Raw genomic sequence first — 19996 nt, forward strand, 5'->3', positions numbered from 1 at the left:
ACTTTCGAGGTACGTCGATCGCCCGGGTCAGACCACGGGATGACGTCGGCTGCCGTCCCGGGGCTGATGGCGTGAGGCCACGATCTTTCTACTTTGAGGACATGATGACGGAGCGGAGCCGCGTCGCCTGGGCGGATGTTGCCAAGGGCGTCTGTATCTTGCTGGTCGTGCTGTGGCACGTCCTGATGAAGCACTACCTACAGATCCACTGGCACATCGGCGGGCAGGTGAAAGGGGCCTGGGGCACCTTTGGGGAGCAGTTGCTGCCCTTGCGGATGCCCTTGTTCTTCGCGGTCTCCGGATACTTCGCCGTCCGCGCGGTGCGGCGGACCTGGCCCGAGGTGCTGCGCACCAAGGTCGCGAAGTTCTACTACCTCTATGTGCTGTGGCTGATCATCCACACCGCGATCCTTGCCTTCGTCCCCGACTTCGGCACCGAGAGCGCCGACGGCCCGTTGAAGTTCGTCGCGCAGTTGTTCATCACGCCGTCCAACCTCTGGTACCTCTACGCGCTCGCGCTCTACTTCGTCATCGCCCGGGCCACCCGCCGGGTGCCGCCGTGGGTGATGCTCGGACTGGCGTTCCTGCTGTCGGCCACCGCATCGGCCGGACTGGTCGCCGTACCGGGGGACCGGGCCGGCGTCTATCAGAACCTGGTCTTCTTCCTGGCCGGCCTCTACGGCAAGACAGTCATCGACAAGCTCGCTGCCGAGGCGAGCTGGCTGCGGCTGGCGATCATCGCCGTCCCGTACGCCGTTCTGCTGGGTGTGGTCGCCTTCTTCGACGCCAAGACCTGGTTCGGGCTGTGGCCGGTCGTCAGCGGTGTCGCGATCATCCTGGGGGTGACCGCGGCCGGTCTGGTGACGCGCTGGAGCGGACTGACCAACGCGCTGACGAGTGTCGGTCGCCGGACGCTGCCGATCTACGTGCTGCACATGCCGTTGCTGGCCTTGCTGCACGCGGCGTTGGTGAAGCCCTTGTCGACCGCGGGCTCGACGATCCAGGTGGTCGCTCAGATCGTCGAGCCCGTCGTGCTGACCGCGTTCCTGGCCTGGCTGTGCCTGTTCCTCTACAAGTACTTGCCCAAGGCCCTCTTCGAGCTGCCGTTCGGTCTCGGCATCAGCCGCAGTGCTGCGCCTTCTCATCGGCGGACATCCCCGCTGTCTTCGCGGTGATCTGACCGGCCGCGTCCTTCACGGGCGCGGTCGCGTCGAAGTCCTGGTACCAGATGTAGTGGTCGTAGTACTTGTCCGGGAAGTGCATCTCGTACTGCCCGTGCACCTTCTCCATCTCGGTACTGCGCTCGATCCAGCCCTTCTCGCCGGCCGGTACGTCGACGTTGCTGTCCTGGCCGAACGTGCTCGACGTCTCCCAGGTGTGCGAGTACGACGTCTCGATCGACACCTTGAACACCTCGGAGAAGCCGTACTCGGCCGACAGCGAGACACCGAAGCTGTTCGACTCACCGGTCGTCTCGGACCACTTGATGGTGCTGCGTTGCGGCGTACCGGTGCAGTTGTAGTAGGTGTCGCCGACCTGGTGGACGTCACCGCGGAACTTCTCCGGTGCGCCGGACGGGTGGAAGACACACGAGTCGGTGCCGTTGTTGCACTTGTCGAGCAGTTCGCGCCCGGTCGGTCCCTCGGCGAAGGCCGGGGCGGCGGTGAAGCTGGTGGCCGCGAGGACCGCGACTCCGGCCAGGGCGGTAAGGCGGTATTTCGGCATGACAGTTCTCCTCACGTGATCAGCTGAACCCGACCGACTTGGTCCGGTCGTCCATCATCGACCCCACCCACGCGGTGTTCTGGGTGAAGGGGCCGTCCCGGTCGCCGTTGAGATCGGGCTCGGGATAGAGCCAGATCTTGCAGTTGGCCCAGGGCTGGACGGAGCTGATCCGGTCGGCCCAGCCGTCGATGGTGTTGGTCTGGTAGTTGATGACGCCGTCCGAGCCGTCACACAGCCCGGCGCCGACCACCGTCCAGCTGGCACCGCCGTAATCGCGGTTGTCGAAGAATGTGCCTTGAATTACTTCACCGGATGCCTGAATTGATTTGTTCAGCGCTGCCCGGCCGGTGCGGTCCGGAACGGTGGCGGGTGCGGTGGTGACTTTTCCGTGGGTGGCGTCACTGATCGCCGCGGTAAATGTGCCGAAGCACTGGGTCTGCCCGGTCTGCAGGTTCTGCACACAGTGCTCGCCCGGCGGGGCCGCTGCCTGAGCGGGCGGAGCGACCACTCCGGCCAAGGCCAGAGTGGCGACTCCTGCAATTGCCCTCACGGTCATTTCCCTCATCTCCCGAAAGTTCGTTTGAATCGCTCGATGACGATTCAGGACACTAGCGAGAGCGTTCTCATGGCACAACAGCTGGCCGCGCTTATTGCAATTGCTTGATCACGCCTTGATGTCACTGAGATGTTGCGCAAAGGCGCATGAATTGCGCTGCGCCGGGAATTACCCGAGCGTTTTGACCGCCGCGGCGGCGGCTGCGGCGATCAGCGCGTCGTCGGTCGGGGCGTCCTTGACGTCCTTGGTGGACATGATCGCGAGCATGATCGGCGCGCGGTTCGGCGGCCAGATGACGGCGACGTCGTTACGGCCGCCGTAGTTCGCCGTACCGGTCTTGTCGCCGACCTTCCAGTCCTTCGGGACCCCGGCGCGGATCGTCTTGTCGCCGGTGGTGTTGCCCACGAGCCAGGCGTTCAGGATCGCCTGCTTGGCCGGCGGCAAGGCGCGGCCCAGCGTGAACTTCTGCAGGCTCGTCGCGAGCTGCCGCGGGGTGGTGGTGTCGCGGGTGTCGCCGGGCGTGTTCTCGTTGAGCGTCGGCTCGTTGCGGTTGACGCGAGAGACCCCGTCGCCGAGCTTGCGCAATGCGGTCTGCAGAGCGGCGGGACCGCCGAGCTCGGCGAGGATGAGGTTGGCTGCGGTGTTGTCGCTGAAGCGGATAGCCGCGTCGCACAGTTCGCGCAGCGTCATCCCGGTGTCGACGTGCTTCTCGGTGATCGGCGAGTAGGAGACGAGGTCGGCGGCCGTGTAGTGGATCAGCTTGTCGAGATCCTTGGCCTGCCTCAGTAATACGCCGCAGGCCAGCGACTTGAAGGTCGAGGCGAACGCGAACCGCTCGTTCGCCCGGTAGCTGACCGTACGGCGGCTGCCGGTGTCCAGCGCGTACACCCCGAGCCGCGCGGAGTACTGCTGTTCCAGTGCGCGGAACGTCTTCGCCTGGGTCACCGAGGCGGTGGTTGCCGTCGGCATCGAGACCTCGGGGGCGGCCACCGCCCCCGAGGAGCAAGCGGAACTGATCAGCAGGACAGCGGACACACCGGCAGTCAGAAGTCGTCGCATGCCACCAACCTAATCAATGGTTGGAAAGACCCCCTCAGCGGTAGGCGCGGAAGGCGGCGCGGACCTCGTTGGTGAACAGGGCCGGCTCTTCCCAGGCGGCGAAGTGACCGCCGCGGGCGGGCTGGTTGTAGTAGTTGAGCGTGGGGTAGGTCTTCTCGACCCAGCTGCGTGGGGCTTGCATGATCTCGCCGGGGAAGGCGCTGAAGCCGACCGGTACGCCGACCGGGGGCGGGACCGGGCCGGTGGCACGGGCTCGGGCGCTCTCCCAGTAGACCCGGGCCGCGGAGGCACCGGTACCGGTCAGCCAGTAGAGCGTGATGTTGTCGAGGATGTGGTCGCGGGTCAGGTTGCCCACGGGCCGGCCCTCGACGAAGGCCTGGGAGATCTTGTAGTAGCTGTCGGTGTCGTGATCGAGCATCCACGCGGCGAGCGCGACCGGTGAGTCGAGGAGCGCGTAGCCGATCGTCTGCGGGCGGGTGGTCTGCTCGATCCGGTAACCGTTGCCGGTGGCATTGAACTCGGCGACAGCGGCGGCAGCAGCACGCTCCTCGTCGGTGGTGGTCGGCCAGCCGACTCCGCTCAGCGCTGCACCGAGCAGGTTGACGTGGATGCCGAGCAGCCCAGTCGGCGCCTGCCGACCCAGGTTGTCGGTCACCGCCGAGCCGACGTCACCACCCTGAGCGACGTACTTGGTGTAGCCGAGCCGGTGCATGAGTTCGTTCCAGGCCTTCGCGGTGTGGCCCGGGTCCCAGCCGATCTCGGTCGGCTGGCTGGAGAATCCGTACCCAGGGATCGACGGCAGCACCAGGTGGAACGCGTCGGAGGCGCGACCGCCGTGCGCGGTCGGGTTCGTCAGTGGGCCGACGGTCTCCAGCAGCTCCACGAACGAGCCCGGCCAGCCGTGCGTCATGATCAACGGCAGCGCGTCCTTGTGCGGCGACCGCACGTGGACGAAGTGCACGTCCACGCCGTCGATCTCGGTCGTGAACTGCGGCAGCTTGTTGACCTTCGCCTCGAACCGCCGCCAGTCGTAGCGGCTCACCCAGTACTTCGCCAGCGCCTTCGTCGTGGCCAGTTGCACACCCTGAGAGCGGTCCGTGACCAGCTCTGCCGTCGGCCAGCTCACCGCAGCGACGCGTCGTCGCAGATCCAGCAGCTTCTGCTGCGGAACAGAGACCCGAAATGGACGGATCGCCGCGGACGTGGCTGGTGGTGCGGCGCTGGCCACCCCGTTGCTCAGCGCGGCCAAGCCGACTCCGGCCGCCAGCCCGCCCTGCAACGCACTCCGCCGCGAAGGCCCGACCCCATCCGTGAACTGCATCCGCTTCTCCCATCCGGCACATATCTGCTGTCACCAGCCACTCTCGCCGGACCGTGCACTGGTCGCCCCAGTGAAACCCACTGGTCTGAGCTAGCTGCGGAAGGTTCGGCGGTAGGCGATGGGGGAGACGCCGTTGGGTCTCACGGACCTGCTGGCGGAGGACAGCGGCAAGATCGTCCTTCGGATGTAGAGAATTTGCAGTACTGCGTCGAGCTATTGCGTTGAGTAGGTGCCTTCCTTAAGGTGTGCGAACCCCCGCCCAGAGGAAGGCATCGCCCCATGCCACTACGGATACACGCACGCCCGAAAACAGCCGGCTGGGCCGCGCTGGTCACGATCGCCGCCGGCCTCGTCGTACCTGCAGCGGCACACGCCCTACAGGCTGTCGGCGCCACGCTGCCGTTCACGATCGTGGAGGCCGAGAGTGCGGCCACGAACGGGAGCAAGATCGGCCCGAGCTACGCCCAGGGAACGCTGCCAGCCGAGGCTTCGGGCCGCCAGGCCGTGACGCTGAACGGCGGCCAGTACGTCGAGTTCACCGCCCCCGGTACGACGAACGCGATCAATGTCGCCTACTCGATTCCGGACGGCCGGACCGGGACCTTGGCTGTGTACGTCAACGGGCAGAAGCTGTCGCAGTCCCTCGCGGTGACGTCGAAGTACAGCTATGTGGACACCGGCTGGATCGTCGGCTCGCGGACGCACAAGCTCTACGACCACGCCCGGCTGCAGCTCGGGCAGACCGTCAACGCCGGCGCGAAGATCAAGCTGCAGGTGGACGGCGAGAACACCGCCGGTCCGTACACGATCGACGTCGTCGAGTTCGAGAATGTCGCCGGCGCCGCCGGCCAGCCTGGTGGCTCGATCTCGATCGTCGATCGCGGTGCGGACCCGAACGGGAACAACGACTCGACCGGTGCGATCCAGAGTGCGATCGACAGCGCCCGCGGTTCTGGTGGCACCGTGTGGATCCCGGCCGGCCGGTTCAAGGTCGGCGGCACGATCAACCCTGACGGCGTCACGCTGCGCGGCGCGGGCCGCTGGTACTCGACGCTGCTCAGCAGCCACCTGATCGACCGGCCGAACGGCGGCGGCAACGTCAAGCTGTACGACTTCGCCGTGATCGGCGAGGTGACCGAGCGCAACGACAACTCGCCGGACAACTTCGTCAACGGCAGCCTCGGCCCGAACTCGGTCGTCTCCGGGCTCTGGCTGCAGCACCTGAAGTGCGGGCTCTGGCTGACCGGCAACAACGACAACCTGATCGTCGAGAACACCCGCTTCTACGACATGACCGCCGACGGCCTGAACCTGAACGGTACGGCGTACAACGTGCAGGTACGGAACAACTTCCTGCGCAACCAGGGTGACGACGCGCTGGCGATGTGGTCGCTGCACGCGGCGAACCGGAACAGCACCTTCGCGAACAACACGATCGTCCAGCCCAACCTGGCCAACGGGATCGCGATCTACGGCGGGACCGATATCACCGTCCGGGACAACCTCGTCTCCGACACGAACGCCCTCGGCGGTGGGATCGCGATCTCGAACCAGAACTTCGCCTCGCCGTTCTTCCCGCTGGCCGGGACGATCACGGTCTCCGGCAACACGCTGATCCGCACCGGCGCGATGAACCCGAACTGGGGACAGAACCACCCGCACGGCGCGATCCGGGTGGACGCCTACGACAACCCGATCAACGCGTCGGTGCGACTGCTGAACAACCGGCTGGTGGCCAGCCCGTGGTCGGCGTACCAGTTCGTCGACGGCGGCGGCGCCGGGCGTGCGGTGCAGAACGTGACCGTGGACGGCGGCTCGATCGAAGGCGCCGGGACGTTCGCCTTCCAGGCCGAGACCACCGGATCGGCGACCGTCAGCAATGTCGTTGCCAGCGGCATCGGTCGGGCCGGCGTGTACAACTGCGCCTACCCGAGCGGCACGTTCGGTCTCAACCGTGGTTCCGGCAACAGTGGCTGGGACTCGACCTGGAGCGGTTGCACCTGGGTAGAGCCGGGCAGCGGCGGCAATCCGACCCCGCCGACCGGCAATCTCGCGGCCGGGCGCCCGGTCACGGCGACCACCGTCAACCAGACGTACGTCGCGACCAACAGCGTCGACGGGAACTCGGGTAGCTACTGGGAGAGCTCGAACAACGCTTGGCCGCAGTCGTTAACCGTCGATCTTGGCAGCAACCAGAACGTGAAGCGGCTGGCACTCAAGCTTCCGCCGACCTGGGGTTCGCGCAACCAGGCCATCGAGGTCCTCGGCAGCACCAACAACACGTCGTACAGCCAGCTCGCCGGTGCTGCCGGCCGCACCTTCGACCCCGGCTCCGGCAACACCGCGACGATCACGCTGCCGAACGTCGTCAACACCCGCTGGGTCCGGCTGACCTTCACCGGCAACACCGGCTGGCCGGCCGCCCAGCTCTCCGAGTACGAGGTGTACGCCTCCTGACAGATGGATACGTCCGCGATACCCCTCGCCTCGTAGCATCGGGGTATGCGGGTGCTGATCGTGGAGGACGAGCCGGACATGGCCGAGGCCATTCGGGACGGGCTGCGGCTGGAGGCGATCGCGGCCGACATCGCCGGTGACGGTGACACCGCGCTCGAACTCCTCAGTCTGCACACGTACGACATCGCCGTACTGGATCGGGACATCCCGGGGCCTTCGGGTGACGAGGTCGCGGCCAGCATTGTTGCTTCGGGCACCGGGATGCCGATTCTGATGCTGACTGCGGCCGACCGGCTGACGGACAAGGCGTCCGGGTTCGAGCTCGGCGCGGACGACTACCTGACCAAGCCGTTCGCCTTACAGGAGCTCGTCCTCCGGCTCCGGGCGCTCGACCGGCGGCGGGTACACAACCGGCCGCCGGTCTGGGAGATCGCCGGGCTGAAGCTGGATCCGTTCCGCCGCGAGGTTTACCGGGACGGCCGGTACGTCGCTCTCACGCGCAAGCAGTTCGCCGTACTGGAGGTGCTGGTCGCGGCCGGCGGTGGTGTGATCAGCGCCGAGGAGCTGCTGGCCAAGGCGTGGGACCAGAACGCCGACCCGTTCACGAATGCCGTCCGGATCACGGTCTCCACGCTGCGCAAGCGGCTCGGTGAGCCATGGATCATCGCGACGGTGCCCGGCGTCGGTTATCGCATCGGCACCGAGGATGAGTAGGCCGCCAGGGCTGAGCGTCCGCTGGAAACTCACCCTCAGCTACGCGGGCCTGGTCATGGTCGCCGGCCTGCTGCTGATTGCGGCCATCGCGCTGGCGTTCCGGCTGACCGCACCGGACGGTGTCGTGATCACCGTGCGGTACCCCTACTACGAGGGGATCGTACGACGGTTCCTGCCAGCAGCCTGCGTGACGCTGGTGCTCCTGCTGGTCTTCGGGCTCGTCGGCGGCTGGATCCTGGCCGGGCGGATGCTGGCGCCGGTGGCACAGATCACGCAGGCCACTCGGCTCGCCACGACCGGGTCGTTGTCCCACCGGATCGAGATGCCCGGCCGTCAGGACGAGTTCCGCGAGCTGGCCGACAGTTTCGACGCCATGCTCGCGCAGCTCGAGGCGCACGTCGCCGAGCAGCGCAGGTTCGCCGCGAACGCTTCCCACGAACTGCGCACCCCGCTGGCGATTACCCAGGCGATGCTGGATGTGGCGCGCAAGGATCCGGATCGCCCGACCGACGAGCTCGTCGACCGTCTGCACGCCGTCAACGCTCGCGCGATCGACCTCACCGAAGCGCTCCTGCTCCTCAGCCGCACCGAGCAGGGATCCTTCACACCGGAGGTCGTCGACCTGTCGCTGGTCGCCGAGGAATCCGCCGAGACCCTGCTGCCGCTCGCCGAGGAGCACGACGTCCTTCTGGAGACGTCCGGTGACCTGGCCTGCACCAGCGGATCTCGTGCGCTCCTGCTGCAGCTGACCACGAACCTGGTGCACAACGCGATCGTGCACAACCTCTCCGAGGGCGGCATCGTGCAGCTCGAGGTCGCCGACTGGCCGCAGGCCGTCCTCCTGACGGTCGAGAACACCGGCGAACCGATCAGCCCGGAGCTGCTCGCGACGCTCACCGAACCGTTCCAGCGGGGGAACGAACGCATCCGCAGCGATCACGGCGGCGTCGGCCTCGGCCTGGCGATCGTCAAGCGGATCACTCAGGTCCACGGTGGAACCCTCAGCCTGATGCCCCGCCCCGACGGCGGCCTCCGTGTCACTGTCGAGCTGCCTCGCGCCGAAACCACGACGACCGCCCGCTCTGGTTGACGTAGCCGCGGCGCTCGTAGAAGACGTGAGCCTCGGTACGGCGATCCGCGCTGCTCAGCTCGATCCGCAGACAACCGTGCTCCGCCGCGAACTCCTCGGCCGCGGCCATCAGCTGGCCTCCGATGCCCTGCCCCCGAGCCCGCGCGGAAACGACGAGCGCAACGACCCGTGCCCAGTTGCCCGTCCGTTCGAAGTACGGGCCGACGTGGATCGCGACCACACCGAGAACGTCGCCATCGGCGTCGGCTACGTAGGCAGCGCTCATCGGATCGACCTGCCAGGACCGGATGCGAGCCGCAACGCCGTCCTGATCCGAGTAGCCGAGCTGGCGGAGCAGCTCGCTGACGGCTGCGGCGTCGGCGGGCTCGGCGCTGCGGATCATGCGATCGGGAAGTCGAAGTAGCTGTCCGGGTAGGGCTCGTTCTTCAACGTGTAGTGCCACCATTCGTAGTCGTAGCGCTGGAAGCCGCTCGCGTCCATGATGCGTTCGAGCTGCTGCCGGTTGTGTGCCTCGGTCGTGGTGATGCCGACGGCTCCGTGATGGGAGATCGAGTCCATCAGGTCATGATCGCCGCCCATCGGGGCCAGTTCGCCGGTGTCCAGGTGGAAGAGCGTCAGGTCGACCGTGCTGCCACGGCTGTGTCCCGAGCGGGCAGATACGTAGCCCTGGTCGAACATCTCGGTGCGGTCGATGTTCGGGTAGTGACGCGACTTCGTGCGGTGGTCTTCCGGCTCGTTTGCCCAGCGCTGGAAGCGATTCACCGCACTCTGCGGTCGGTAGGCGTCCCAGATCAGCAGCCCGTAGCCGAGGGAGGCGGCCACCTCGCGCCCGTCCGTCAACGCCTCGGCCAGAGCCTTGGTGCCGACGATCCGGTTGGTGAGGTAGCCGTCGACCGGGCGGCCGGTGAAGTTGTCCCAGGTCGCGTACTTGGCGTCCCACCGGATCCCGGAGACGAACTCGTCCAGGTACACGAAGTCCGCCTTCATCGTCCCTCCAGCGCGAGCGCCACCGCCCGGTCGATCACGTCGCCGAGCGTCAGCCCCGCCGCCGCCATCATCCGCGGATACCGGCTGTACGACGTGAGGCCGGGCAACGTGTTGACCTCGTTCAGCACGACCGTGCCGTCCTCGGTGAGGAACATGTCCACCCGCGCCAGCCCACGGCAGCCCAGCGCCCGGTAGATCGCCATCGCGGTCTCCTGGACGAGCTTGCGCGCGTCGTCCGGGATCTGAGCGGGTACTACGGGCGTCGAGTTCTCGGAACCGTCCTCGGGCGAGTCCTCCTGGTGGATCCGGAAGAATCCGTGCGTCAGCGAGATGTGGTCGAGCTCGCCGGTGGTCAGTTCGCCCGCGTTCCCCAGGACGGCACAGCCGATCTCGCTGCCCACGACGCCGGCCTCGATCAGCACCTTGGCGTCGTACTGGCGGGCGGTGGCCAGTGCGGCGGGCAGTTCGTCGGGGCTGGTGACCTTGCTGACGCCGAAGGACGATCCCGAGCGAGCAGGCTTCACGAAGACCGGACTGGGGAGACGCTCGGGAAGCGTGTCCTCGGTCCAGAACGTCGGTACGGCGATCCCGGCGGCGCGCGCGACGGTGTAGGCGAGGGACTTGTCCATGCAGACGGCCGAGCTCTGGATGTCGCAGCCGACGTAGGGGAGTCCGGAGAGTTCGAGCAGTCCCTGGATCGCGCCGTCCTCGCCGTACTTCCCATGCAGGACAGGCAGGACGACGTCCACCCGGATGGTCTCGTGGCGGTCCTCATCCAGGATCAGCAACCCCGGCTTGCTGCGGTCCGGCGAAAGGATCGCCGGCCGGCCCGCGCCGAAGTACGGGCCGTCGCAGAGCTGCCAGGCGCCGCTCTCGGTGATACCGATCCAGATCGGGTCGTACTTGGCCGGATCGAGGTGCTTGGCGACCTCTTGTGCCGACTTGACCGAGACAGGGTGCTCCTCGCCGGCGCCCCCGAACAGAATGCCTAGCTTCATATCCACTCCCGCTTCCTCGACTCGTGCTTCAGACAGTTGATGATGGAGTTCTCGACCGTGTCGCTCAGGGCGTGGTCGGTGTAGTAAGCGGTGTGCGGGCTGACGATCACGTTCGGCAGCTTCTGCAACCGCAGCAAGAGATGACTCTCGATCGGCTTGTCCCGCCGATCGGCGTAGAAGATGCCTTCTTCGCCTTCCAGTACGTCGAGGGCCGCGCCGCCCAGCCGCCCGCTCTCCAGCGCCGGTACCAGCGCCTCGGTGTCGAGCAGTGCACCGCGTCCGGTGTTCACGACGACCGCGCCGTACCGGAGCTGCTCGATCCGCTCGCGATCGAGGAGATGGTGTGTCTCCGCGGTGAGCGGTGTGTGCAGGGTGATGACGTCGCTCACGCGGAACAGCTCGTCGAGCGGCACGTAGTCGGCCGACGTCTTCGGGCAGTTGTCGTAGGCAACGACCTGGCAACCGAAACCGCGCAGCCGGTCCAGCACCGCGGCGCCGATCCGGCCGGTACCGATCACGCCGACAACGAGGTCCCGCAGCTCGCGACCCCGGGCGGAGGTCAGCCGGTAGTCGTGCAGATCCGTACGGCGGATGGTGGCCTTCGCGTTGCGCAGGGCCATCAGCATCAGCATCACTGTGTAGTCGGCGACGCTGTCGGGGGAGTAGGCAACGTTCTGGACCGAGATGCCGATCGTGTCCGCGTACTCCACGTCGACGTGGTTGTAGCCGATGCTGCGGGTCGAGATATAGCTGACGCCGGCCCGGCCGAGCGCCAGCAGGGTCGGATTCGTGATCCGGGCCTTGTGGCCGACGCTGATGCACCGGCCGGAGACCAGGTCGATGGTGGCCTCGGTGACGGCAGCCGGGGTGGTTGTCACCACCACCCCGAAGCGGGCCGCCAGCTCCCGGAACAGGACAGCCTCGTCCGGTTCGCAGCCGTAGACCGTGATCGCCGGTCCTGGTTCGCTGTAGGTCATGCCCCACAGTCAAGAGATTCAGCGGTTGTCGCTGCGTATCCGGTTTTTCATATGCTCAGGAAAGGAGAACGGCCGGGACCCGAGGTGCGGGGCCCGGCCGGTGGTTCGGTCCGTTCAGCGGGGGAGGTAGACGGCCTCACACTTGAGCGTGGCGCCGAGGTCGACACAGACCTGGATACCGGCCTTGACGATGCTTGCGCTGGTGTTCAGCTCCTTGTTGGAGTACGGGCCCCACGCGTCGCTCTCGCAGGTGCCGTCGTCCTCGTGCCAGGCGCCGTTGGCCCAGTTTCCGTTGCTGAGCAGGGCCCGGGCGCGGGCGATCACCCGGTAGCCATCACCGGGGCAGGTGTCGTTGATGACCCAGTTGTTGTAGACGACCTGCGTCGAGGACGTGAAGTTGAGGTCGGCGTACGACGAACCGCCGGCGTCGCCGCCCTGCGGGCTGACGACGTGCACGTAGACGTGGCCGTCGGCGGCCATGGCCGGGCTGACGCCCGCGGCCACCATCGCGGCCGAGGCCACGGCGATACCGAGCGTTCGGGTGGAAAGGCGCATAGCAGAACTCCTTGTCACTGGGCGGCAGGTGTCCGGTAAAGGACAGCGGCCTCATGCTCACCGTGACCGGAGCGGGATGTCTCGGTTTCCGGTCGAATCCGGTCAGGGCCCGATCACGCGGAGAGAGCGGCCAGTTGGGTCGCCACGGTGTTCGCTTCGGGAGTCTTGAGACGGTCGAAGATCTCCAGCGCCTGGTGAAGTTCGGACTGGGCGGTCCTCGGGTCGCCGAGCAGCACGAGGGCGCGGGCGCAGCCTTGGTGACTGCGCGCCTGCTCGTATGGGTCGCCGACCTCGGTCGAGATCGCCAACGCGGCCCGATGCCGGTCCAGCGCGAGCGCGGGCGATCCCGCCGTACCGGCGACGGTGCCGGACTCGTTGAGCGCCAGGGCCTCGGCGTCGCGGTTGCCCAGCTCGCCGGCGATCCGCAACGCGAGTTCCAAGCGTGCTTGTGCCGGTTCGAGAGCGCCGAGGGCGGACAGTGCGCGGCCGAGGGTGATCAGGGCGTAGGCCTCGCCGGTGCGGTTCGCGGTCTCGCGGGCGATGGTGATCGCCTGTTCGGCGTCGGCACGCGCCTGGTCGTGGCGGCCGAGGCTCAGGTTCACGCCGGCCCGGCTGTTCAGGGCGCGGCCCTCGGTCACCCGGTCACCGGTCGCCCGCAGCATCGAGAGACATTCCTGCACGCGTTCGTACGCCTCGTCGTACCGGCCCAGTCGTTCGGCGAGGTGGACGACGTTGTGCAGGGCGTGCGCGGTCGCCACGTCGGAGTCAATCGCGGACGCGATGTCGATCGACTGCAGGTAGTTCGTGTACGCCTCCTCGTAGGCGCCGACGCGCTCGAGCACCAGGCCGAGGTTGATCAGGGCCCGGATGTGCTCGCGGTGGTCACCACCAGTGGAGGCGATCGAGAGTGACTCGGCGTAGACCTCGCGGGCCTCGCCGAAGCGTCCGAGCCGCCAATAGACGACGCCGAGGCTGCTCAACGAACGTCCGCGCCGCGCCCGTGGCGCCGAACGCGCGGCGGCTGCGTGCAGCACCTCGCCGTCGGCGTAGTGGCCGGCGTCGTCGAGGTAGCGATAGAGGATCGACGACAGATCGGCAGCGTGCTCGGAGAGGTTCTGCTCGGCGGCGCTCAGCCCGCAGGCGACCAGATTGACCCGCTCGGCGTCGAGCCAGGCCAACGCTGCCTCACGATCCTTCGGCGCAACCGTGCCCGACTCCACATGCGGCCGCCAATCCGCTTCGTACGGCGCGTAGACGGACATCGCGGTCGCAGCCATCGCCCGGTAGTGATCGGCCAGCCGGGTGAAGGCGGCCCGGCGAGCACTCGCCGGATCCTCGTCGCTTCCCCGTCGGGCGGCGTACACCCGGACCAGATCGTGCATCTCGAACCGGCCGGGGGAGCGCTGCTGCAAGAGACTCCCGGCCAGCAGGTCCCCCAGCAGAGCTGAGGTCTCGGCCTCATCGGCGCCGGCCAGCACAGCCGCGGCCGAGGTGTCGAAGTCGGCGCCCGGATGCAGCGCCAGCATCCTGAGCAGGGTGCGGTGGGCAGCCGGAAGACTGCCGTCCGACTGCGCAAGAGCGATCTCGACGGCATCGTCCAGACACAACGTGCGTTCGCGCTCGACCAGCCGCTCCAAGTGGTCGGACAGACTCCAGGACGGCGTGGCGTCGATCCGGCCGGCGACCAGAGCGAGCGCGAGCGGCAACTGCCCGACCTGTACGGCGATGCGCTCGGCCGTCGCCGGATCCGCACTCACCCGCTCGGACCCGATCGCCTTCCGCAGTAACTCGTCGGACTCGGCCGGGGTGAAGGCGCGGAGCTGCAAACGCACCGCACCAGGAAGTTCGAGTCGGCGTCGACTCGTCACCAGTACGACGCTGCCGGGTACGCCGGGCAGCAGCGGCAAGACCTGCTCAGCCGACGCGGCGTTGTCGAGCAGAATCACCGACCGCTTACCCGCAAGCGCCTCGCCGAGCCTCGCCGTACGGGAGCTGGGTGGGGCACCGCGGACTGCGAGCACGCGGAGAAAGGCCTCGAGGACGGCGCTGGGGTCGGCGGGCTGACGCGGATCGAAGCCGCGCAGGTTGACCGCGAGCACCTGGTCGACGCCGTCCATCAGGTGCGCCAGGTGCACGATCAGCCGCGTCTTGCCGACGCCTGGCATCCCGTCGACCGCGATCAGCACCGGCTCCGGCTGACCGTTCACCCAGGGCCGCAGCCGCGCCAACGCGTCCGCACGCCCGGTGAAGGCCTCCAGGTCATCCGGAAGCCGATCGGTCACGTTCACCACGGCCGCATCCGACGCGGCTCCGCACACCAGCTGATATGCCTGCCGCCACGCGAGCACGACCCGCTCATCTCCGGCCAACGCCCGGACGACATCGACGACCAACTCGACGTCCAGCCGGCTCCGACCAGGCTGCAGGCATCGATAGACGGTGTCGTACGCCGGTATCTCGCACACGCCGCGCGCGGTCCGGCTCCGGACGATCCGCCGATGCAGTTCGCGGTAGGACACCCCGGACCAGACCCGCAACTCCCGCAGCCGCGCCCCGAACTCGGTCAGCCCGGCGACGCCGTCCGGTCCCGGCCTTGCGCTTCCCGCCATCCTGCGTGCCTCCCCATGGTCCCCCCGACCCTGCTCGCCGAGCGAGGTTAACGCCCCAGGTGCCCAGAACGCGACCGGTTGACCGCCAGGCGGAGGCAGAATCCGGGGAACCGGCCGCGCGCTGCCGGACACAGGCGGGGTATGAGGACAAAGCTGGGGGTGGCGGTGAGCGACAGCCCGGGCCCGGAGTCGTCGCCGGACCGCGAACTGTGGGCGCGACTCAGAGTCAACGACGAGGGGGCACTGAGCGAGCTGTTCCATCGGCACCGTGACTCCGTGTACAACTTCGCGTTCCGGCGGACGAGTTCGTGGTCGAGCGCGGAGGACGTCGTCCAGGCGACCTTCACCGCGCTGTGGCGGCGGGCCGCCGAGGATCGGCTCGACGAACTGACTCTGGACAGCGCCCGGCCGGTGATTCTGCGGATCGCCACCTACGAGTGCACGAACCTGATCCGGTCGATGCGCCGGTTGCGCGCGTTGCGGGACCGGCTCCGGACCGCGGTCCGCGGCGACGTCGTACCGGATCATTCCGCGGCCGCCGCGGCGAACGTCGACTCCGAACGCGCGATGCGTGAACTCCGCGCGGTCCTGGCCACCATCCCGGCCGCGCAGCGCGACGTGATCGAACTCGTCGCCTGGTCCGGCTGCTCGATGGCCGAAGCCGGCGTGGTCCTCGGTATCCCCGAAGGCACGGTCAAGTCCCGGCTCGCCCGCGCGCGCCGCCGCTTGGCCGGCCAACTCGATCTTCAGACCTTGGAGGGCCTGTCATGACCAGGCAACCACCAGCCGAACGCACCCTGCCCGACCCCGAGCGGGTCCTGCGGCGGATCCTGTCCGAACACCAGCCGGTACGGCGACGTACGGGCTGGCTGGTTCCCGCTATCGCGGCCGGCGCGGTCGCGGCGATCGTGGCCGCAGCCCTGCTCGTCCCGCCCGCACTGCGGTCCGGTGACCAGGACGTGAAACCAGCCGCCACCCCGTCACAGCCGGCCGAGATCAATCTCGATCTGCGCCCGCTGAGCCAGGCCGAAATCAACACCTTCCTGCAGCACTGCTGGTTCTGGAACGGGACCGAGGAGAAGGTCGTGCACGCCGTGAAGATCAAGAGCGGCTGGGGCGACGGCGAGGACTGGACCCTGGCGATGATCGGCCACGGTACCGGCGGCAACGGCGTCGCGCCGGGGGACAACCGGGTCACCGGCTGCTCCGGCCGACCGCACGGAAGCACCGACCAGCCCCTGAACAAGCAGGGCGTCCGGATGGAGAACTTCATCACCGCGACGAGCCCGATGCGCTACGACGACAGGTTCCGCCCGGCCGAAGGCACGGTGTTCGAACTGGTCGACGCCAAGGTCACCTCGTCGTCCTGGATCAGGGTGCCCGCGACCGTGCAGCGCACGCGGCAGCGCATCGTCTACGACGATCAGCAGACCTCTGCGTGGTTCTCGAGCAAAGCCGTCGACGGGTTGACCTACGTGCAGACGTGGCTGGACTGGGCGAAGGTCAAGCAGCCCGCGAAGCTCCAGTTGGAGACCCAGTTCCTCGACTCGTCCGGGAAGCCGATCCGCATTCCCGGTTCCAACGGCCTGACCAGTGTTTCGCCTGTCTGGGGAGTGGGTGGACGATGATGAGGACTGCTGGCCTGACAGTGCTGGTGACTGCGCTGACCGTTCCGTGGAGCCTCGGTACGGCGGAGGCCGCGGACCGCAAGCCCTTGCCTGGCACCGAGACACAGGTGGTCACGCTGATCACTGGTGATCAGGTGGTGCTCGCGGATGGACACAACCCAGGGATCAAGGCCGGTCCGGGGCGGCGCAACGTCGCGTTCAGCACGAAGCGCGTGCACAGACGGCTGAGCGTCGTACCGGCTGATGCGCAGCCGCTGGTGGACGCCGGGCGGTTGGATCCACGGCTGTTCGACATCACCGGACTGATCGCGGCCGGGTACGACGATGCGCACAGCGCGTCGATCCCGGTCTTACTCACGCGACCGGCTCAGCAGTCCCGCACGGTTGCGGGGCTGGCCGGGGCGCGGCAACTCCCGGCGGGGATCACGGCCGGGACGGTCAGCAAGGCTTCGGCGGGCACATTCCTGGCCGGCCTTCGGTCGTCCGGCGCGCGGTTGGCCGGCGGGGTGGACAAGGTCTGGCTGGACGGGAAGCGGGCGGTGACTCTGGATCAGTCGGTGCCGCAGATCGGTGCGCCGAAGGCGTGGGCGGCCGGGTTCAACGGGGCCGGGGTGAAGGTCGCCGTACTGGACACTGGGATCGACGCAACGCACCCGGACTTGGCTGGTCAGGTCGTGGGCTCGCAGAACTTCGTCGACGACAGCGTCGGTGACCCGGTTGGGCATGGCACGCACGTCGCGTCGATCATCGCGGGGACCGCAGCAGCCTCCGACGGCAAGTACCACGGCGTCGCCTCCGGCGCCCGGTTGTACGACGGGAAGGTCTGTGCGGTCTGGGGCTGCCAGGAGTCCTCGATCCTCGCGGGTATGCAGTGGGCGGCGACCGAGGTCAAGGCACAGGTCATCAACCTGAGCCTCGGCGGTCCCGACACTCCTGACGTCGATCCCTTGGAGGAGGCTGTCAATGCCCTCACCGCGTCGACCGGTGCGCTCTTTGTGGTTGCCGCTGGCAACAGTGGGTCGAAGGCCGGAACGATCGAGTCACCCGGTAGCGCGGACGCGGCGCTGACGGTCGGATCGGTGGACAAACAGGACGGCATCGCGGGGGACAGCAGCCGCGGCCCGCGGATCGGTGACGGCGCACTCAAGCCGGACCTCACCGCACCTGGTGTCGACATCGTCGCGGCCCGGTCGAAGGACGCCGTCATCGGTGAGCCGGTCGGCGACGACTACCTGCGTTTGTCCGGTACGTCGATGGCCACGCCGCATGTGGCCGGTTCGGCCGCGATCCTCGCCCAGCAGCACCCGGACTGGAAGGCGTCCGAACTGAAGTCCGCCCTGATGGCGTCTGCCCATTCGGTCGCGGGCCAGAGTGTCTTCGACCAGGGAGCGGGGCGGGTCGACGTTGGCCGGGCGATCGGACAGACCGTCGTACCGGAGCCGAGCAGTCTGTCGTTCGGGCTTGCGCAGTGGCCGCATGCCGATGACAAGGCGGTAACCAAGGACGTTGCCTTCCGCAACTACGGGACGGCGGCGGTGACGCTCACTCTGCAGACGGAACTCACTGGTCCGGACGGTACGGCAGCTCCGGCTGGTGCCCTTGAGGTCACACCGCGCAGCCTCACGATCCCGGCCGGTGGTACTGCGACGGCGTCGGTGACGTCGGCGACGAATCACTCCGGGCCGGACGGTCGGTACAGCGGCCGGTTGACCGCGTCGGCGACCGGCGTCTCGGTGGTGCTGCCGATCGGGCTGGAGAAGGAGGCGGAGTCCTATGACCTCACCATCAAGAACCTCGGGCCCGACGGTCAACCGTTTGCTGCGGGCAACGATATCTGGGCGGCCGGGCGGGACCTGGCCACGTCGGTGACCGATGAGAGCGGGACCGTCAAGCTGCGGTTGCCCAAGGACGACTACACGATCAGCGGCGACCAGTTCCACGGCGACAGCGCGCCGTACTCGTACTACGCGCTGATGCGGCCGATCGTGCGGCTGACGCAGGACACCACCGTCGTACTGGATGCGCGCACGGCCCGCCCGCTGCGGGCCACGGTCCCGCAACCGGATGCTGCCTCGATCATGACGGTGGCGCAGTACAACTGGGCTTCGCCGGACGGGCAGCGGCAGATGCAGGGTGAGTTCGGAGCGCTCGGGCCGAATGTCACTGTCTACACGGCAGGTGGTGGACCTGCGCTGCCGGCCAAGGAGTTCACGACGGTGGTCAGCTCGCACGTGGGCCGGCCGGGCGCAGACGGTTCCGGCACTGACACTCCGTACCTGTACGGGCTGATCGATCTGGTGCCGGGGACGTTCCCCACCGGTTTCCACCGGACGGTCAAGGACCGGGACCTGGCCGAGATCTCGCAGACCTACGCGAACGCCGCCGACACCAGCTTCGCCGTGCACACCATGGGGACACGCGGCGGGTTCACGCCGTCGTACCCGCTGGTGACGCTGACCACGCCGCGCGTGCTTGTCGAGCACCTCGAGGCAGGCCCGGCGACGTGGAATCAACCTGTGTGGGAGATGGTGGGACACGACACCGTCGCCGACCTGCAGGCCGACGAGCCTGGTCTCGGTGCGACGTACAAGGCGGGCCAGAAGTACTGTCAGCGCTGGAACGCAGCGGTGGCCGGGCCGGCTCGAGCGTCGGTCAACCGGTCTCCGGAGTTGATGGCCGTCGGGTTCCTGACCCACTCCGACGCGGACGGGCACTTCGGCGGTACGACGGTCGATACCGGCGCGAGCAAGCTCTATCGGGACGGCACGCTGGTCGCGAGTTCGGAGGCCTACGGCTCGATCGAGGTCCCCGGTCAGCCGGCCGAGCGCGCGTCGTACCGGTTCGAGTCGTCGATGACGCGGTCGTCGATCTGGCCGCTGTCCGATCGCATCGACTACACCGCGACCTTCACCTCGGCCGGTTCCGAGGAGCAACGTCCACTACCGACGGTGCGCTACGCGCCGGACGTCGACCTGCACAACGCGATGACGTGGAAGCCGGTGACAGTCCTGCCGGTCACTCCCTCGGGTGCGGTCAGCACGATCCGGGTCGAGTTCTCCACCGACGCCGGTACGACGTGGCGCGCCGCGACGCTCGGCCGTCCCGACCGCAACGGCACCTACCGCGCCACGTTCGCCACGCCGAGCACCGCCAAGACAGTGTCGTTGCGCACGGCCCTCACCGCCACCGACGGAACGGCCGTCACCCAGACCACAGCCAACGCCTACCGCCAGCAGTGAGGACGGGCATTCAGTCGGGGTAGCACCGGCTTCCCTGGTTACTGAGGGTTGGCGCCGGGTACGAGCCGCCGTACCGAAGTA

At 67.9% G+C, this 19996-nt stretch carries 17 protein-coding genes; 7 read left to right on the forward strand and 10 right to left on the reverse strand.

All coding sequences use genetic code 11. From position 1 onward, the window contains the following. Positions 1–101: 101 nt before the first annotated feature. On the forward strand, positions 102–1175 hold the full coding sequence (locus tag ACIA49_RS39825; RefSeq protein ID WP_396383544.1) for an acyltransferase family protein: 1074 nt from the start codon (positions 102–104) through the stop codon (positions 1173–1175). Here the strand turns inward: ACIA49_RS39825 and ACIA49_RS39830 are convergent. The 4 genes from ACIA49_RS39830 to ACIA49_RS39845 form a co-directional block, all read right to left on the reverse strand. Then, complete coding sequence (locus ACIA49_RS39830) at positions 1120–1725, reverse strand: hypothetical protein (protein ID WP_396383545.1); 606 nt, start codon at positions 1723–1725, stop codon at positions 1120–1122. The two genes, ACIA49_RS39825 and ACIA49_RS39830, sit on opposite strands and share 56 nt — an antisense overlap. A gap of 19 nt (positions 1726–1744) precedes the next feature. Then, a complete protein-coding gene (locus tag ACIA49_RS39835) occupies positions 1745–2275 on the reverse strand; it encodes a hypothetical protein (RefSeq protein ID WP_396383546.1) in 531 nt (176 codons plus the stop codon). A 174-nt stretch (positions 2276–2449) separates the two neighbouring features. After that, on the reverse strand, positions 2450–3340 hold the full coding sequence (gene bla, locus ACIA49_RS39840; RefSeq protein ID WP_396383547.1) for a class A beta-lactamase: 891 nt from the start codon (positions 3338–3340) through the stop codon (positions 2450–2452). 34 nt (positions 3341–3374) lie between these two features. Beyond that, on the reverse strand, positions 3375–4661 hold the full coding sequence (locus tag ACIA49_RS39845; RefSeq protein WP_396383548.1) for an epoxide hydrolase family protein: 1287 nt from the start codon (positions 4659–4661) through the stop codon (positions 3375–3377). 279 nt (positions 4662–4940) lie between these two features. Between ACIA49_RS39845 and ACIA49_RS39850 the strand changes: the two genes are divergently transcribed. From ACIA49_RS39850 to ACIA49_RS39860, 3 genes are read left to right on the forward strand one after another with little or no spacing between them, the layout of a single operon-like run. Further along, positions 4941–7118, forward strand: coding sequence for a discoidin domain-containing protein (locus tag ACIA49_RS39850; RefSeq protein WP_396383549.1), 2178 nt, complete (start codon positions 4941–4943; stop codon positions 7116–7118). 45 nt (positions 7119–7163) lie between these two features. Further along, the gene (locus tag ACIA49_RS39855) at positions 7164–7832 is read left to right on the forward strand and encodes a response regulator transcription factor (RefSeq protein WP_396383550.1); all 669 of its coding nucleotides are present in this window, start codon (positions 7164–7166) and stop codon (positions 7830–7832) included. Continuing rightward, positions 7825–8922 (forward strand): sensor histidine kinase, encoded by a 1098-nt coding sequence (locus ACIA49_RS39860; protein ID WP_396383551.1) that lies wholly within the window; start codon positions 7825–7827, stop codon positions 8920–8922. Before ACIA49_RS39855 ends, ACIA49_RS39860 begins: the two co-directional genes overlap by 8 nt. Here ACIA49_RS39860 and ACIA49_RS39865 read toward each other — a convergent pair. From ACIA49_RS39865 to ACIA49_RS39890, 6 genes are all read right to left on the reverse strand, one after another. Next, positions 8870–9304 (reverse strand): GNAT family N-acetyltransferase, encoded by a 435-nt coding sequence (locus ACIA49_RS39865; protein WP_396383552.1) that lies wholly within the window; start codon positions 9302–9304, stop codon positions 8870–8872. The two genes, ACIA49_RS39860 and ACIA49_RS39865, sit on opposite strands and share 53 nt — an antisense overlap. After that, positions 9301–9909, reverse strand: coding sequence for a D-Ala-D-Ala dipeptidase VanX (gene vanX / locus ACIA49_RS39870; RefSeq protein WP_396383553.1), 609 nt, complete (start codon positions 9907–9909; stop codon positions 9301–9303). Before vanX ends, ACIA49_RS39865 begins: the two co-directional genes overlap by 4 nt. Beyond that, the gene (locus tag ACIA49_RS39875) at positions 9906–10907 is read right to left on the reverse strand and encodes a D-alanine--D-alanine ligase family protein (protein WP_396383554.1); all 1002 of its coding nucleotides are present in this window, start codon (positions 10905–10907) and stop codon (positions 9906–9908) included. The genes vanX and ACIA49_RS39875 overlap by 4 nt, the downstream gene beginning before the upstream one ends. Next, positions 10904–11884 (reverse strand): D-isomer specific 2-hydroxyacid dehydrogenase family protein, encoded by a 981-nt coding sequence (locus ACIA49_RS39880; protein ID WP_396383555.1) that lies wholly within the window; start codon positions 11882–11884, stop codon positions 10904–10906. The genes ACIA49_RS39875 and ACIA49_RS39880 overlap by 4 nt, the downstream gene beginning before the upstream one ends. Before the next feature lie 114 nt (positions 11885–11998). Further along, entirely contained in the window at positions 11999–12439 is a 441-nt protein-coding gene (locus tag ACIA49_RS39885; RefSeq protein ID WP_396383556.1) for a hypothetical protein, read from the reverse strand. 113 nt (positions 12440–12552) lie between these two features. Beyond that, on the reverse strand, positions 12553–15048 hold the full coding sequence (locus ACIA49_RS39890; RefSeq protein WP_396383557.1) for an ATP-binding protein: 2496 nt from the start codon (positions 15046–15048) through the stop codon (positions 12553–12555). Between the two features lie 141 nt (positions 15049–15189). Here ACIA49_RS39890 and ACIA49_RS39895 point away from each other — a divergent pair, with 141 nt between their 5' ends. Genes ACIA49_RS39895 through ACIA49_RS39905 form a run of 3 tightly spaced genes read left to right on the forward strand, consistent with a single transcriptional unit; the run spans position 15190 to position 19915 of the window. Next, the gene (locus ACIA49_RS39895) at positions 15190–15819 is read left to right on the forward strand and encodes an RNA polymerase sigma factor (protein WP_396383558.1); all 630 of its coding nucleotides are present in this window, start codon (positions 15190–15192) and stop codon (positions 15817–15819) included. After that, positions 15816–16676, forward strand: a complete 861-nt coding sequence (locus ACIA49_RS39900; RefSeq protein ID WP_396383559.1) for a hypothetical protein — start codon at positions 15816–15818, stop codon at positions 16674–16676. The genes ACIA49_RS39895 and ACIA49_RS39900 overlap by 4 nt, the downstream gene beginning before the upstream one ends. Next, positions 16673–19915, forward strand: coding sequence for a S8 family serine peptidase (locus tag ACIA49_RS39905; RefSeq protein WP_396383560.1), 3243 nt, complete (start codon positions 16673–16675; stop codon positions 19913–19915). Before ACIA49_RS39900 ends, ACIA49_RS39905 begins: the two co-directional genes overlap by 4 nt. Positions 19916–19996: the final 81 nt, after the last annotated feature.

The sequence above is a fragment of the Kribbella sp. NPDC051587 genome (assembly GCF_044453945.1).
Classification (GTDB): Bacteria; Actinomycetota; Actinomycetes; order Propionibacteriales; family Kribbellaceae; genus Kribbella.